This is a genomic window from Firmicutes bacterium HGW-Firmicutes-1, assembly GCA_002841625.1.
GTDB lineage: Bacteria > Bacillota > Clostridia > Lachnospirales > Vallitaleaceae > HGW-1.
On the sequence record PHAG01000002.1, the window covers coordinates 509,795 to 526,106 of the forward strand.

Below are 16,312 nucleotides of genomic sequence, written 5' to 3' on the forward strand. Positions count from 1 at the left end.
TAATCCAATAGATTTTAATATGCCCAAGGGAGGCTACAATGATGAATGAAAAAACAAAAAGGTCACTACTCGTACTTATAATGTTTTGGATTATTTGGTCTATGTTATTGTTTTTTGCATTAATAATGTTATTTGATGATTTTTTTTCAAATCTCTACTTTGTTGGGTTGTTACATATTTATTGTTTTTTATTCTTATTTCGGTTACTGATACTAGAGAAATCACTCAAGAAAACAGTCAGAATATAAGCATTTATAAAGAAAATGATGTCACAGTTTCTGTTCTTGAAGGTATTTTGCCAGATGATGAAACTATCGATGTGTCAAAAGTTAAGAACCCTAAAACAGAGGACATTGATGGTGTTGCATTTTATACTTATGAAATATCACTTCCTAACAAAACTGTTATGGAAGGTGTTGCGGAAATAAAAATACCCTATGACGAAGAACAATTTTCATCTGATATTGATGCAACGGATGCGATATCTGCTGCATATTTTGATGAACAGGAAAGCAAATGGCTTGCTGTACCCTATACCGTTGACTCAAAAGAAAAAGTAGTAACCATATATACCAATCATTTTTCAAAATATGCTGTTGTATATTTTAAAGATGGTCGAAAAAAACTTTCAGATAAATTGCCTAAATTCGACAGTATGCCTACGTCGTTATACAGCGTAAGTGATATGGAAAAAATACTTGGTGAAATTGAAAAAGGGACTGGTGAGAGCTCAACTGCCCTAAGCGCTGGCTGGAATAGCTTCAACTCCTATTACGGACTTACCAGTGCATCAGAATCTATTCTATCGACGGCGGTCAGTTCTAAAACGCTAACCAGTATAAATAGCCTAATGACCGAAGCCGGGGTTGGCTTTGCTTTCGCACAGCTTGCCTATGATCTTTCTAACGGGGACAACAATGCCGCTGTTAATAATTTAATTAAAAATTCATCTTATTACAGCGCTTCCAAATGGGGCGGTACTGCTATCGGTCTTGCATCTGCAGGAGCCACCTTTATGGATGTTGCTATAAATAAATATGCAGAAACGGCACTTGATAAAAATCTTCAAAAATGGGAAGATTCCTATAGATACTATTATTTTACAAATCCCAAGGCAACCCGCTCAGCAGTTGAATGGTATAAAATAGTAAGCCAACTGCACAAGAGTTCTGAAAATCCTGAAGAATTCAAAAACAAACTTGACAGTGCTATCACCGACTACTGTGATATTTTTTGGAAAGATCCTGAAGCCTATGCTTATATTGCCGAAAAAACACCTGGAAAAATAGGCTTTGGAGCTGGTGGAGAATATGCTAATGATGTATCAACAATTAGTGATAGATTCAAAGATTTTATATATGCTAATACTATTAAATCCGTGATGGAAGTTTACACTAAAAATCTTTGGATAGAAGAAAGCATAAAATCCGATAAGAAGCTTCAAAAGCTTAAGGACGAGATGAATAAAGAATATACCGTTACAGTTAATCTTTCAAATTATCAACAAGTTAAAAATATTAAAGGTACAATGGTACGTTTAAAGAATGGAGACGGCAAGGTAATACATAGCCAGAGTTTTGATACTTCTGGCAAAGCAATTATAAAAATGTCCTTATTGGGATTTTTAAAAGCTGGCGGTCCTGTTAACATTGAGGTAAAAGTACCCGAACAGGATAACACACCAGCATATAAAACGACTCTTACTTATAAATTAGACAGTACAAATATTGTACTTAATGCGCCATATACTCCAGTTATTACTTCCCAAGAAACTAAAAAAGCAGTCGAAGAGTCAACGCCAACTGAGACAAAAAAGCCAGAACAAAAAAGTACACCCCAAAAAAAACCAAATAATCAAACACCAGCAGCAACGAATACACCAGCGGTTGTACAGCCCCCTGTGACTACTCCAAAATCCGAGTACAATTATAATGCCGCTTTGGCAGCCTGGTCCGCCGCTTTGGCTGCAAAGGAGAACAGTAAAACTTTTGACGATGGGACTTGCAAAACAACTTGCCAATTTGAATGGGTCACGGCTCCTTATATTAAAGACGGCCAGGTTTATGGTGCTAGCAAATTATGGTATAATAATCAGTATTATTCAGGAGCAAAAGCTGGAACTACGGAAAAATATGTTGCAAGTGAGATGTACGACGCAAATAATCCAGGCGTATTAATATCGCTTGCCGACCTAAAAAAAGCCTACCCACAGTTTGGTAATTGATCTAAACTTTCCATCAAGTGTATACATTCTATTGTGAAAAATTTACCCCTCCTCCCCCGCATTCCTTTGTTTCCTATGGAAATAAAGGAATACTTCTATAAGTGAAGGTTAATCTACCAAAATGACAAGGAAGTTAGGCCTTAGTGTTTTCCCTTTGTTATGTATGTATAGGTGGCTTGATATCCTTCTTTAATCAGCATTTCTTTTTCTTCATAAGTTAAATCAAAATCCAGAGTATTAATGTGTTTATGATCAATGAATACTGTTCTATACTCATTTCCACCTCTGAAGCAATATTCATTTGCTACATTTCTAACGGCTTCGTACGTACACGCAATATGTTGCCATAGGTTTTTATCTTCCCTTCTAGAAGGGGTTAAAATATCATTTTTTGAAGACAAGATAAACCCTAAAGTATTATCAGCAGGGCAACCTTCATCAAAAATTTCAATTGGGTAGTTATACATAGTGCCTCCATCTACATAAATATCCTCTTTCCATTCAAAGGGCCTGTAAATAAAAGGAATTGACATAGATGCTCTAACAGAGGCCACAACAGGCATATCTGGTGTATCTTCATGGTTAGCAATTACTGTTTTTCCATAATTCAAGTTGCAAAGCACACAATGAAGTTCCTTGCCTGTTGCTTCATAGAGTTGCTTATAGGTCGTTTTACCGTCAAAACCTTTTCTTTTAAACATATGTATCAACCATTTTGTAAAATAACTTCCATCACACAAACCTCTATAAACAACCTCATCATATAGAACCATTGCAGAAGTCATTGGTTCTAATAACATTTTGGGATCATCTGCCAGCATTTCTATTTTTACTCTTGATTCTTCCAAGAAGCTTTTAAAATCTATGGCTATCATCTGACGATATAGTTCCTTTTCCTTCATGCCGATAGCAAGCAAAGCCGCAATAATCATACCCGCACTCGCTCCTGAATATCTTTTAACCCCTTGAATAACACCTGTCTCCTCCAAAGCTCTTATTGCACCTAAATATGCAATGCCTTTTATACCGCCTCCACTAAAAACAAGATTTTCTGGAGTTATAACATGCTTTCTAGTTTCCAACCCATCTGTCCTACACAAATAATACTTCATAACCAGATTCCTTTTTATCTTCTAATTATGTTATTCTATGTCTGGAAAGCCCTGAGTATGACCTTCCAAAATCCTCCTAATGAATTCTTCCAAAACTCCTTTACGCAAACAAATGTTCGTGTTATAATAGGTTATATCTTAGCCTACTTGGAGTGAATAATTATGTCGACCTCACCTACAATATTTCATATAGATGCTAACTCTGCCTACTTGAGTTGGTCTGCTATTTCTCTGTTGCAACAAGGTTATCCTTCTGATCTACGAGATATCCCTTCTGTTGTCGGAGGCAATGAGAAGTCAAGGCACGGTATTGTTTTAGCAAAATCCCTCCCTGCCAAGCGATTTAATATACAAACCGGCGAATCCTTAAGAGCTGCCTTTGCAAAATGTCCTGATTTAATATCAGTTCCTCCCGATTATAGTGTTTATATGAAAGCCAGCAAAGCCATGGTGACAATACTACAAGAATATACCCGGTCCCTACAAAGATTTAGTGTTGATGAATGCTTTTTGGACTATACGCATATGTCAGATCACTTTGGCGAGCCACTGGAATGCGCCCATAACATTAAGGAACGCATTAAGAAGGAATTAGGCTTCACTGTTAATATAGGTGTTTCTTCTAATAAAATACTAGCAAAAATGGCTTCTGATTTCTCAAAGCCTAATAAGATTCATACTCTATATTCTCATGAAATACAAGAAAAAATGTGGCCTCTACCTGTTAGGGATTTATTTATGGTAGGACGAAGAACTGAGCTCAAGCTACACCAACTTGGCATTTATACGATTGGTGCCCTTGCTAAGGCCGATACTCATATTCTTTTTTCTCATTTTAAGAGTCACGGATTATTAATTCAACAATATGCAAATGGTATTGATGATTCCATAGTAAGAAAGAGTAATCATGAACTTGTAAAAGGTATGGGAAATTCTACAACCATGTCTTTTGATGCAGAAGACTATGAAACTGCATATAAGGTGCTTCTTTCTTTAGTTGAAAATGTATGTATGCGACTACGCTCTGCTAAGATGAGCTCACGGTTAATTGCTATTTCTATTACAACAAATACTTTTGGATACACCTCTCACCAACGCAAAATAGATGTTCCAACAGATTCAACAAACGATGTTTATCATGTCTGTAAGCAACTTTTTAATGAGCTTTGGCAAGGCACTCCTCTAAGGAAGCTCGGGGTAAGTGTTTCCGAACTTACTGATAATGATTATGTGCAAATGACTTTGTTTGACTCCAATACTTTAGAAAAATATAAGGCTTTAGATAAATGTATAGATGCAATCCGTTTAAGATACGGAAATAATGCTGCAGGGCGCGCTTGTTTTCTTCACTCTGGAATTCAACCGATGACAGGAGGTATTGGCGAAGACGATTATCCTGTGATGACAAGTATATTATAATAAGAAGGAGGCGCTTACTTGAAAACCATAGCAAAATCCATAGAGATGATTAGTTGGACAGAAGAAAACGGTAAAATTCACCCTCTTAAATTCAAGCTTTCTCAAAACGAAGGTGAAAATCACATCTATAAAATCAGAAAAATCTATACCTCTGAACTAGAAAAACTAGCAGGTAACAAAATATATAAATTCACTTGTGAAATTGTTATTAACAACACGATAAAGGTGTGTGAGCTTAGATATGAATTGGATTCTTGTAGATGGGTTTTGTTTAAATTGTAAGTATCAAGAAAACAAGAGCGGCTTAAAATCGCTCTTGTTTTGAAGAAAAAACCTTCTTATGAGAAAATCTCTAAATATCTTACATTTACTACATCCCAATTAATATTTTTAATAAAAATATCAATGTATTCTTTTTTTGCAATTCCATAATCAATCATATACGCATGTTCATATACATCTAAAACCAACAAGGGTATCGTCCCAATGGTACTACCTTCATCATGGGCATCTTGACCGATGACATGTAAGCCTTCATCTAATGGATCCCAAACCAAAACAGCCCATCCCCTCATAGCCATACCAACCGCTTTAAATTTATCAATGAAATGCTCTACACTTCCGAAATCTTCAACTATAGCATCCATAAGTGGTGGATATGGTCTCTTGCCTGCACCTATTATGTTTTCAAAATAGAGTTCATGGAGCTTAACACCATTTAAAGTATAGCTTTCTGCTAGCTTTAGGCTTCTCAATCTGCTAAAGGTACTATTCGTACCTGCAAAATCTTTATCTTCAACAAGTAAGGTCCTTACTTGATTAAGCTTTTGTACATAATTCTCATATAACATTTCATGTTGTTTAAGCTGCTTTTCAGACAAATCATATACACCATGAAAATTATATTTTTTTGCTTGAATCTTCTCCATAATCATCCCACTTTACCTTGATTTAGAACGTCTTAGGGTAATATACCTAATATATCTAATATATCTAATATACTCGCACTGTGTGCTCGTAACCTAATGGCAAGCTGCGCTTGCCATCAGTGGGCGCTTGTGCGCCCACTGATTCTGTATGTACGCAGTACATACGGAATCAGGTTAAATTATTATACAAATCAATCCGCCGTTTCCCTCATTCATAATTTTCTTCAAGGTTTCTTGAAGCTTTAATTGGGTGTCTACAGGCATTCTATAGATTTTGTTTTGAAGTCCATCATTGACTAGTTCATGCAAAGATCTTCCAAATATGTTAGAGTTCCATATCGTTTTTGGATCATTTTCAAATTCACTCATAATATAATTCATAAAGTCTTCACTTTGTTTTTCAGTTCCAACAATAGGAGAGACCTCAGTTTCTATATCACATTTAATCATATGTATAGTAGGAGCGCTTGCTTTTAATTTAACCCCAAATCTATTGCCTTGTTTCACTATTTCCGGTTCATCTAAGACTAGATCTTCAATATGAGGTGAAACTATTCCATATCCATGAAGCGAAACATCTGTTAGGGCCTTTTCAACCTGTTCATACTTCTTCTTAACCTTACCAAGCTTTTTAATAAGAGAAATGAATTGATATTCTCCTTCTACCTCCGTTCCAATTAAATCACTGAGTACATTATAATAGTAATCATCCTTAATTTTTATATCCATATTTGCACTACCATCTGACAACGAAATCTTATCTAAATTAATTTTTTCTACATATTCGTTATTAAAGGCAAGGATTGAAGGCTTTTTAATATCTCTTATTGTATTGATACTCTTAATTGTATCTCTTGCAGTTGCTATTAGACTTTCCTTGAGCCAATGGTCGTGATCAAGTACTTCAATCCATTTTGGAATGTTAAAATTAAGCGAGGAAACTGGAAATTCAAACAATACATTTTCGAATATTTTTTCAACGTCTTCTTTTCTAAGTTGTTCACAATTACATGGAATTGTTGTAACGCCATACTTCTTCTCGAGCTCATTCACTAATTCGGATGTAACGTCAGAAAATGGTTTGATCGTATTTATGATAAGAACAAATGGCTTGCCAATCTTTTTAAGCTCAGCAATGGTTTTTTCTTCTGCCTTCACATAGTGATCTCTTGGAATTTCTCCAAAGGAACCGTCTGTTGTAATAACAACACCGATTGTAGAATGGTCATTGATAACTTTTTTTGTCCCTATCTCAGCTGCTTCAGTAAATGGTATCTCATGATTAAACCAAGGGGTTTTAACCATTCGAGGTAAATCTTCTTCAAGATGACCCGAAGCCCCATCAACCATATAACCTACACAGTCAATTAAACGAATATCAAATTCAATGTCATCTCCAAGTGATATTCTTGCGGCTTCTTGAGGAATAAACTTAGGCTCAGTTGTCATTATAGTCTTTCCAGCTGAACTTTGGGGCAATTCATCTTTTGCTCTTTCTTTCATATGAACGTTATCTATGTTAGGTATTACAAATAAATCCATAAAACGTTTGATAAAGGTAGATTTACCCGTTCTGACTGGCCCAACGACACCTATGTATATTTCACCGTTTGTTCTTGCTTTAATGTCACTATAAACATCGTACTCTTCAAACATAAAAATCCTCCTACACATATTTTCTCATAAATAAATATATGTAGAAGGGCTATCAATTAGACTTAATTTGCTATATGACCTTTTTAAATTTATCCTTTACAACTTAAATTGTTCCATTAATTGTGTTAAGTGTTTTGACATTTCTTTTATACTATTGCTTCTTTCATTAAGCTCATGCATTGTTGAAGATATTTCTTGTATAGCAGCTGATGACTCTTCCGTACTTGCTGCATTTTCTTCTGCTATAGCAGATAAACCTTCTATGACTGTCATTACCGTACATCTTTTTACTTCCATATCTTTGCCATACAAATTAATTTGTTATGAAAACTCAAGAGACATATGGATGGCTTCTGCTATCTCTTTATACTTCTTTTGTGTTTCCAATACACTATCACTTTGAATGTCAACAGCTTCACGTAATTGGCGGCTTGTTTCAATTGATTTTGTTGAATTATATTTTAGCTCTGTTAACATTTGATCAATTTGAGCTGTTGATTTTGCAGACTGTTCTGCAAGCTTTCTAATTTCATCTGCAACCACTGCAAAACCTTTCCCTGCCTCTCCTGCACGCGCCGCTTCAATTGCTGCATTTAATGCTAGAAGATTGGTTTGACTTGCAATATCGGATATCATTGTACTTGCTTCACCAATATTATTCGTACTTTCTTTTGTAGTTTCTGCAACATCTGAAAGATCAGCCATCGATTTTTTACTTTCTTCAGTCTTAATGGCCAGATTTTCAACAAGTTTTAGTCCATCTTCTGTGAGCTTACCAATCATGAGCGATTGCCCTGCGAGAGCTTCAGCTAATTCAGCATTACTCGAAACAATATAACCTAATTCATTCACATCGTTAGAAACACTTCCTACATCATCTGCCTGATTTATTGCGCCACTTTAAATGTCTTTTTGCTGTTACATTATGGAAGTCGCCCCCCTAAGTACAACCTTTTTTATAGTTGAACAGATTCTATGATTTCTTTTTCAACAGTTCTTACATATGCTTCGATCTCATTTATTTCTCTTGAAGCTCTTTCCACAAAATCATCATCCTTAATAGAGCTAAGATTAATCTTTACATTATAAATAGCTGACAAAGCCGAAGTTCTTGCCATCATAGCAGAAACGATACCATCTGTGACTGCATTCTTATTGCCTTTGGCTACTACTTCTCTTGATAGATTAATAATTTCATATGATTTTCTAGCAACTTCTAATGGTACCAATGCCGCATACTTTGTACTCTCTTGAATTTTATCACTTCTAAATTCTTGATCTTCTTTTGTATCCTTTGGCAATTTATAAGCAGCCATAACCTCATTGAAGGCGTCTGAATCTCTATCAATCTCTTTTACCAATTCAGCTCTAAGCAGCCCTGCTTTTTGTGCTACTTGTATCATCTCGTCTGATACCTTTTCGTATGCCTTCTTACCTATCGTAAGGTTTGCTACCATTTCTACTAAGGCTGCGGCAGTTGCACCGCTTTGAGCCGCTATACTTCCACCACCTGGAACTGGATTACTAGATGCGGTCTCATTTAAAAATTCAACAATCGTTTTATCAATTAACATATTCCATGCTCCTTCTACTTTTACTAAGTATGAATAATCGTTTCTTTATTTATCTTAATGTTACAAAAGCTTCGATTTCCTTTCGGTTAAAACAATCTGTCCTCTTTTTATCACTGTTTCTACTGTGCTTACACCAATATGGTAAGATAAAAAGTGGTAAGTTGGACAATCGTGAATGACGATGTCAGCGATTTTACCTACATCTAAACTACCGATATTTTCAGCTCTATTAAGTGCAGCGGCACCATTAATAGTAAGGGCAGTTATAGCTTCTTCCGTCGTCATGTTCATTTGTAGGGTTGCAAGTGCTATTATCAAAGGAATTGATTCACTATAACAGCTTCCCGGATTAAAATCAGATGCTAAGGCTACCGCTAAGCCTTGATCAATCATATACCTTGCTCTGGCATAAGGTTTTTTCAGAGAAAAAGCCGTACCTGGCAGTAATGTAGCTATGATACCTCTCTCTTTCATTCTTTCGAGTCCTTCGTTTGAAGCCATTAGCAAATGGTCAGCTGTCACTGCTCCCATATCGGCTGAAAACTTAGCACCTCCTAAGTCTACAATCTCGTCAGAATGAATTTTAATTTTAAAACCCAATTCTTTTGCTCTAACAAGAAGTTTCTCAGACTGCTCCACAGAAAAAACACCCTCTTCGCAAAACACATCGCAATACTCTGCAAGCTGATCACTTGCTACATCTGGAAGCACCTCTTCTAATAAATATTCTATATAATCATCTGCTCTGTCTTTAAATTCATCTGGCACTGAATGCGCGCCCATAAAAGTAGCCACAATATCCAATGGATGTTTTTCATTGAGCTCTTTCATCACTTTTAATTGTTTCATTTCCGTAGCATAATCAAGACCATATCCGCTTTTACCTTCGACGGTTGTAACACCAAATCCAAGCATACTATTTAACCTTTTCACTCCAGCATCTAATAGCTGATTATGACTAGCTTCTCTTGTTGCTCTAACACTATTTGCAATGCCACCTCCACGCTTCATAATCGACATATAGTCTTCACCCATAAGACGCCAACCATATTCTTCAGCTCGGTAACCACCAAAGACAAAGTGTGTATGAGAATCCACAAAGCCCGGCAAAACTATTTTATTTGCAGCATCTATTACTATGCTATTTTTTTCTAAGTCCTCATTAACAATGTCCTTCGTTTCACCAACCGCTTTAATCATACCTTCTTCAATAATAATTGCACCATTATAAATAATACCCAGTTGGTTCATATCCTTACCTGCTTTAGCAGCAAAGCCGCTACAGGTAATAAGTTCATTTGCATTTTTAATAACGATTCTATCTATCATTTTATCACTCCCCAAGGTTTGATTCGATCACTTTATCCATAGAGAAATTGTATAAACCAAGATAATAAGCGGCTGTATCAATAAGAGCTTCCATTGGAACAAGTCCTACTACCTCACTGCCTATTACATTTACACCATATCGTTTTGCTTCCATTTTAACGGTTTCAAACACTCTATAAATAGAGGTTTTGGTATAATCCGTAATATTCATAGTAACTTGAGTAATACCTCTTTCAGCAATACTTACCCCTCCAGCTTTGACATACCTAAACCCGCCATTTGAATATCTGATAGATTTTGCTATTTTATTAGCAATGTCAATATTATCCGTATCTAAGTCAACATTATAGGCTACTAATGGCATTCTTGCAGCAACTCCTGTTACTCCTGCAGTTGGATGAATTTTAGCTTCTCCAAAATCAGGCTGCCACTCAGGTTGTTTGAGCTTTTCTGTCATCCCCTCAAATTGACCCTTTCTTACATCTGCAAGATTTTGTCTTTCTGGTGTTGATGCAGCATTTTCATATAAAAATACTGGAATGTTCCATTGATTTGCTATCATTTCACCTGTTTCCTGAGCTAGTTGAACACATTCCTTCATTGTCATATTTTTAATTGGAATAAAAGGAACAACATCTGTAGCTCCCATTCTTGAATGTTGGCCTTCATGTGTTGTCAAGTCAATGACCTTCGCAGCTACCCCTATAGCTTCGACAACAGCGTTTTTAACAGCTTCTGGCTCTCCTATAACGGTAACAACCACTCTATTATAATCTTTATCTGCTTCATAATTGAGTAGTTTAACCCCTTCTTTTCCTCTTAACGGAGCAACAATTTGCTCAATTTTATTTAAGTCCCTACCTTCACTAAAGTTAGGAACACATTCAACTATTTTTTTAGCATCTGACATCTTATAACCTCCGTCATCTATACATTTTTTCTACAAGTTTCTTTACTAGATCATCATCGGCTCTATATGGCAATGTAATATGATCATTTCCAGTCATTGTCTCGTTATACTCAACGCAAGTTGAAATTGCATTTTCATTCCTAGCCCAAGCACGTCTAGCTACACCACCCATTACATCCCAGGGAATAGAATTCCTTAAAATCTCATCTACTCTTTTGCTTCCATCTAAAACCATACCAAAGCCGCCATTGATAGATTTCCCGATTCCAACTCCTCCACCATTATGAAGAGTAACAAGACTCATGCCTCTTGCACTGTTTCCTGCAAAAATATGGGTTGCCATATCTGCCATGATATTACTACCATCTTTTATATTCGAGGTTTCTCTAAATGGTGAATCTGTCCCTCCAGTATCATGATGATCTCTACCAAGCATAATCGGTCCTACCTCATTGCGTCTGACCATATCATTGAATTTAAGTGCAATATTAAGCCTTCCAAATGCATCTTGATATAATATTCTTGCTTTCGTTCCAACAACCATTTTATGTTGCTCAGCATCCCTAATCCAAATATAGTTGTCTCTATCTTGATAACGTCTGTTTGGATCAATACAGGACATTGCCGCTAAATCTGTTCTTTGTAGATCTTCTTGCAGGCCACTTAAGCACACCCATCTAAAGGGACCATATCCATAATCAAATAAACAAGGTCCAAGTATATCCTCAACATATGATGGCCAAATAAACCCATCTTTATCATCTCTTCCATTTTTAGATATTTCACTTACACCGCTGTCATAAATAGCTTTCATAAAGGAATTACCATAATCAAAGAAATAAGTTCCCATGTCCACTAAGCCTTTAATCACTTCATAATGTCTCTTAAGTGTTGCATTTACAAGCATTATAAATTTGTCTTTATCTTTATCTAGTAATTGTGTACGCTCTTCAAAGGATATCCCTACTGGACAATAGCCTCCATTGTACGCCTCATGGCAAGAGGTTTGGTCAGATAAAAGATCAATAAGAATATGATGATCAAGCGCATATTCAAGTAGCTCTACTACATTTCCATGAAAAGCAATGGCAATCGGTTCACCTTTTTCTTGATAGGTATTTGCAAGTTCAAAAGCTTCTTTTGGTGTCTTTGCAATTGCTTTAACCCAGCCTTGTTGATGTCTAGTTTGAATTCTTGAATAGTCCACCTCTGCAACAATACCCACTCCGTTAGCAATCTCAACGGCTTTTCCTTGCGCTCCACTCATACCACCTAACCCCGATGACACAAAGAGCTTACCTCTAAGATCTTTATCTTCTGCAATACCTAGTTTAAGTCGACCTGCATTGAGAAGCGTACTATAGGTACCATGTACAATGCCCTGAGGCCCAATATACATCCAACCACCTGCAGTCATTTGACCGTAGTTTGCAACTCCAAGTGCCGCAGCTCGATTAAAATTATCGTAATCATCAAAAGCACCCACCATGAGACCATTGGTAATAATAACACGTGGTGCATCAGGTTTAGAATGAAATAGTCCAAGTGGATGACCAGATGCTATGACCAACGTCTGATCACTCGTTAATGCCTTCAAATATTCTATAACCAACTGATACTGCATCCAATTTTGAAATACACTGCCTGATTCTCCATAGGTAACTAGTTCATAAGGATATAGAGCTATATCAAAATCAAGATTATTGTCAATCATCAATTGAAAGGCTTTTCCTTCTAAGCACTTACCTATATAGTCCTTTACTGGCTTTGCTTTTATTTGCTCTGCTGGCCTAAAGCGATAACCATATATTCTACCTTTTGTCAGTAGCTCCTCTAAAAATTCAGGTGCTAGTTCTTCGTGGAATTTTTCAGGAATATATCTAAGTGCATTTTTTAATGCAATTTCTGTTTCCTCAATGGTAAGTGTAAATGTTCTTTTTGGGGCTCTTCTAATCCCTTCTTTAAATTCAGGATACTCTGGTATTCCATTTTCTAAATTTAATTTTATTAACATTGACTTTTCTACATCATGGTTACTGTACATATAGAATCCTCCTCTTTTCAATCCATTGCTTAGATATATTTGGCGGTTATAAAAGTGCACCAATTGTATTTTCAACAGCCTTTAAAATGTCATTATTCTCTACTAGTTTAATGCTTTTCTCAATGTCAACATACATAATACGATCTTCGTCTAGTTTATCAATATTCTCACGAATGACTTTATAGGCTTCTTTTGTTCCCTTACCTAGTTTATCGGGATTACTGAAATCTACACCTTGAGCAGCTGTCATCAACTCTATCGCAATTACTCTTCTAGTGTTATACAGGATCTCATTTGCTTTTCTAGCTGCAATCGTTCCCATACTAACATGATCTTCTTGATTACCAGACGATGGTATGGAATCAACACTTGCTGGATGGGCCAATATTTTATTTTCTGAAACAAGTGCTGCCGCAGTATATTGCATAATCATAAATCCAGAGTTAACTCCACCTTTATTGGTTAAAAATGGTGGCAATTCACTTAGGCTTGGATTCACCAATCTTTCTATACGTCTTTCTGCAGAATTGGCTATTTCAGCTAGTGCAATCCCCAAAAAGTCAAACGCTAGCGCCATAGGTTGACCATGAAAATTTCCACATGAAATTACTTGCTCATCGTCAGGAAAAATCAATGGGTTGTCTGTTGCTGCATTTATTTCTCTATTTACTTTATCAAGAACATAATCAATGGCATCCTTACTTGCACCATGAATCTGTGGAAGGCATCGTAGAGAATAAGAATCCTGTAGCTTCACTTCACCTTGCTTGGTTGTTAATCCACTTCCTTCAAGTATACGAGCAAGGTTTTTTGAGCAAGCAATCTGTCCAGTATGGTTTCTTACCGCATGAACCTTCTCATCAAAAACATCCATTATTCCTTTTAAAGCTTCAAAGGTTAAGGCAGCAGATATATCCGCTGTTTTCATAAGGTTAATTGCATCGTATGTAGTAATAGCGCCTACTGCTGTAAGAACTTGTGTCCCATTGATAAGTGCCAAGCCTTCTTTTGATGTCAAATGAATTGACTCAATACCAGCTTCTAGCATAGCTTTCTCACCAGTAAGTAATTTACCATTGTAATATGCTTCTCCTTCTCCCATCATTACCAAAACCATATGAGATAAAGGTGCTAGATCTCCACTCGAGCCTAATGATCCCTTTTCAGGAATGGCTGGGTGAACTCGTTTATTAAGCATTTCAACTAAAATATGTAAGGTTTTGAGTCTAATTCCTGAATATCCTTTCACCAATGCATTTAATCGAAGTAGCATAATTGCTCTAACGATTTCCTCAGAAAAATGTCTTCCAACTCCACAAGCATGGCTTCTAATAAGACTATCTTGTAATTGCTCTACTTGACCATTGGAAATGACAATATTGCTAAACTTTCCGAAACCAGTTGTTATACCGTATACCACCTTTTCATCTTTAACGAGTTTTTCTACATATGCCCTAGATTTATTGACCTTCTCAACTGCAACTTCAGATATTTGAACCAGGTATCCCTCTCTTGCCACATGTATCAATTCTCTTAAGGTTAAGTTATTTCCATCTACTGTTATTGTTTTCAAATTTACACCTCGTAAGCTTCATATTTTTACTGTGTCACATTTCACAGTTTTTACTATATTTATACATATATGATTTATGATAGCGTATTTTATTTTTTTGTGCAAACGAGTGTGCTAGTTGCTTACCAAGTTAACAGTTCATCATAATAAACAGATGAACTGTAATCAATACTTATCTACAGGTCTTAAAACCTTCAAAATATCACAGTCAATGTTACAAAACCTCCTCATTCGGTTAAAATATCAATTGAAAAGAATTCCTTAGAATGATAAACTAGGAATAATGAAATTGACTAGAAGGTGATCATAATAGAAGGCTCTAAAAATCTCTTTCAAAAAAACTTAAAATACTACATACTCTATGGCATTGTTTTTGAACTTATCACAAACCTATATAAGCCCTTTTCAGTAAAATTTTTAGAGCGTATTGGTGGCAGTGATTTTGACATATCATTATTTAATGCACTCCCGGGTCTTATTATGTTGTTTACACTCATTCCTGGAATTTTACTTTTAAGAAACCTTAATATTAAAAAAACAACCGGGCTTATGGTTGTATTATCAAGAATTTTCATATTATTGTATGCATTCGTTCCATTTTTTCCAATCGCATATCAACCATTTGCGTTTACTATGATCACTGCACTTATGAGTGCGCCTACAGCTATATATCTTACAGGGTTTCAAAGTCTCACAGGGGATCTTTTTGAACCCGATGAATGGGTTAAGGCAGTAAGTGTGAAAAGCAAATATAGTGTTTTAATGATTATATTTATTACTCTATTAACTGGACAACTCTTAACTGTTTTGCCTCAAAATGATAATCAGCGCATATTGCTATATCAAGGTTTTTTCTTATTGGCCTTTCTTTTTACAGGTGTAGAATTAGGCTTACTTAAGAAAATGAAGGTAACTCATCACACACAAAACGCGATTGGTCCGTTTAAAGATGTAATAAAACACATTTTTTCAAATAAAAGATTCATGTTATACGTTTACTGCTCACTTACCTTTCATTTTGGTTGGCAAATGGGTTGGCCGCTTTTTACAATCTATACCATTAAAAATCTCGGTGCAAATGAATATTGGCTAGCTATCATTTCCATATCATCTCTTGTAACGATGTTTATCGGTCATATTTACTGGCCAAGGTTAATCATGAAGTATGGTAATGCAACGATTACAGCTGTATGTACTGTTGGTATGTCTATTACGCCAATTTTATATATTGTTTCCAAAAACTTATACGTTCTCGTTGTAATGGCGGCAATTGCAGGCATTGTAACCTCAGGAACACTCACTGTGCTTCTTAGTGGTGTTTTAGAGGTAATTCCTAGAGAAAACCGTATGCTGTACATGGGCGTTTATACGACCTTTACCAATATTACCTTAACCATTGCTCCAATAGTTGGTCATCATTTGTTAACCTCAAAAAATATACAGTTTGCACTGGTTATAACTGCCCTATTTAGAATAATAGGTGGAATCACCTTTGTAATACGTGATATTTACATAAAAAAAACTCAGACCTATTTGTAGTTT

Annotated in this window: 13 protein-coding genes; 4 read left to right on the forward strand and 9 right to left on the reverse strand. The window is 35.9% G+C overall.

The genetic code is table 11. The features are described 5' to 3' along the window. Positions 1-181: 181 nt before the first annotated feature. Positions 182-2,224 carry a hypothetical protein gene (locus CVU84_04570; GenBank protein PKM96075.1) on the forward strand — a complete coding sequence of 681 codons (2,043 nt, stop codon included), beginning with the start codon at positions 182-184 and terminating at the stop codon, positions 2,222-2,224. 140 nt (positions 2,225-2,364) lie between these two features. Here CVU84_04570 and CVU84_04575 read toward each other — a convergent pair whose 3' ends face one another. Then, on the reverse strand, positions 2,365-3,336 hold the full coding sequence (locus tag CVU84_04575; protein ID PKM96076.1) for a hypothetical protein: 972 nt from the start codon (positions 3,334-3,336) through the stop codon (positions 2,365-2,367). 162 nt (positions 3,337-3,498) lie between these two features. Here CVU84_04575 and CVU84_04580 point away from each other — a divergent pair, with 162 nt between their 5' ends. Then, positions 3,499-4,755, forward strand: coding sequence for a DNA polymerase IV (locus tag CVU84_04580; protein ID PKM96077.1), 1,257 nt, complete (start codon positions 3,499-3,501; stop codon positions 4,753-4,755). Between the two features lie 18 nt (positions 4,756-4,773). Continuing rightward, a complete protein-coding gene (locus tag CVU84_04585) occupies positions 4,774-5,037 on the forward strand; it encodes a hypothetical protein (protein ID PKM96078.1) in 264 nt (87 codons plus the stop codon). 56 nt (positions 5,038-5,093) lie between these two features. Here the strand turns inward: CVU84_04585 and CVU84_04590 are convergent, their stop codons facing one another. The 8 genes from CVU84_04590 to hutH all read right to left on the reverse strand — a co-directional run bounded on the left by CVU84_04590 (position 5,094) and on the right by hutH (position 14,770). Further along, entirely contained in the window at positions 5,094-5,690 is a 597-nt protein-coding gene (locus CVU84_04590) for an amino acid ABC transporter substrate-binding protein (protein ID PKM96079.1), read from the reverse strand. 168 nt (positions 5,691-5,858) lie between these two features. Further along, entirely contained in the window at positions 5,859-7,340 is a 1,482-nt protein-coding gene (gene spoIVA, locus CVU84_04595; protein ID PKM96080.1) for a stage IV sporulation protein A, read from the reverse strand. Between the two features lie 321 nt (positions 7,341-7,661). Beyond that, complete coding sequence (locus CVU84_04600; protein PKM96081.1) at positions 7,662-8,192, reverse strand: hypothetical protein; 531 nt, start codon at positions 8,190-8,192, stop codon at positions 7,662-7,664. 104 nt (positions 8,193-8,296) lie between these two features. Beyond that, complete coding sequence (locus CVU84_04605; GenBank protein ID PKM96082.1) at positions 8,297-8,914, reverse strand: methenyltetrahydrofolate cyclohydrolase; 618 nt, start codon at positions 8,912-8,914, stop codon at positions 8,297-8,299. 60 nt (positions 8,915-8,974) lie between these two features. After that, complete coding sequence (locus CVU84_04610; protein PKM96134.1) at positions 8,975-10,240, reverse strand: imidazolonepropionase; 1,266 nt, start codon at positions 10,238-10,240, stop codon at positions 8,975-8,977. Positions 10,241-10,247: 7 nt separating this feature from the next. Beyond that, positions 10,248-11,153 carry a glutamate formimidoyltransferase gene (ftcD, locus tag CVU84_04615; protein ID PKM96083.1) on the reverse strand — a complete coding sequence of 302 codons (906 nt, stop codon included), beginning with the start codon at positions 11,151-11,153 and terminating at the stop codon, positions 10,248-10,250. 13 nt (positions 11,154-11,166) lie between these two features. After that, on the reverse strand, positions 11,167-13,197 hold the full coding sequence (locus CVU84_04620; protein PKM96084.1) for a urocanate hydratase: 2,031 nt from the start codon (positions 13,195-13,197) through the stop codon (positions 11,167-11,169). A gap of 46 nt (positions 13,198-13,243) precedes the next feature. Then, positions 13,244-14,770: a histidine ammonia-lyase gene (gene hutH, locus CVU84_04625; protein PKM96085.1), complete on the reverse strand. Its 1,527-nt coding sequence runs from the start codon at positions 14,768-14,770 to the stop codon at positions 13,244-13,246. Positions 14,771-15,070: 300 nt separating this feature from the next. Here hutH and CVU84_04630 point away from each other — a divergent pair, with 300 nt between their 5' ends. After that, a complete protein-coding gene (locus tag CVU84_04630; GenBank protein PKM96086.1) occupies positions 15,071-16,309 on the forward strand; it encodes a hypothetical protein in 1,239 nt (412 codons plus the stop codon). The last annotated feature ends 3 nt before the right edge of the window (positions 16,310-16,312 follow it).

Bases quoted from the DNA above. Each gene is read 5' to 3' on its own strand.
- CVU84_04575 (PKM96076.1), bottom strand. From the start codon at position 3,336: ATGAAGTATTATTTGTGTAGGACAGATGGGTTGGAAACTAGAAAGCAT.
- CVU84_04580 (PKM96077.1), top strand. From the start codon at position 3,499: ATGTCGACCTCACCTACAATATTTCATATAGATGCTAACTCTGCCTAC.
- CVU84_04590 (PKM96079.1), bottom strand. From the start codon at position 5,690: ATGATTATGGAGAAGATTCAAGCAAAAAAATATAATTTTCATGGTGTA.
- spoIVA (PKM96080.1), bottom strand. From the start codon at position 7,340: ATGTTTGAAGAGTACGATGTTTATAGTGACATTAAAGCAAGAACAAAC.
- CVU84_04605 (PKM96082.1), bottom strand. From the start codon at position 8,914: ATGTTAATTGATAAAACGATTGTTGAATTTTTAAATGAGACCGCATCT.
- ftcD (PKM96083.1), bottom strand. From the start codon at position 11,153: ATGTCAGATGCTAAAAAAATAGTTGAATGTGTTCCTAACTTTAGTGAA.
- CVU84_04620 (PKM96084.1), bottom strand. From the start codon at position 13,197: ATGTACAGTAACCATGATGTAGAAAAGTCAATGTTAATAAAATTAAAT.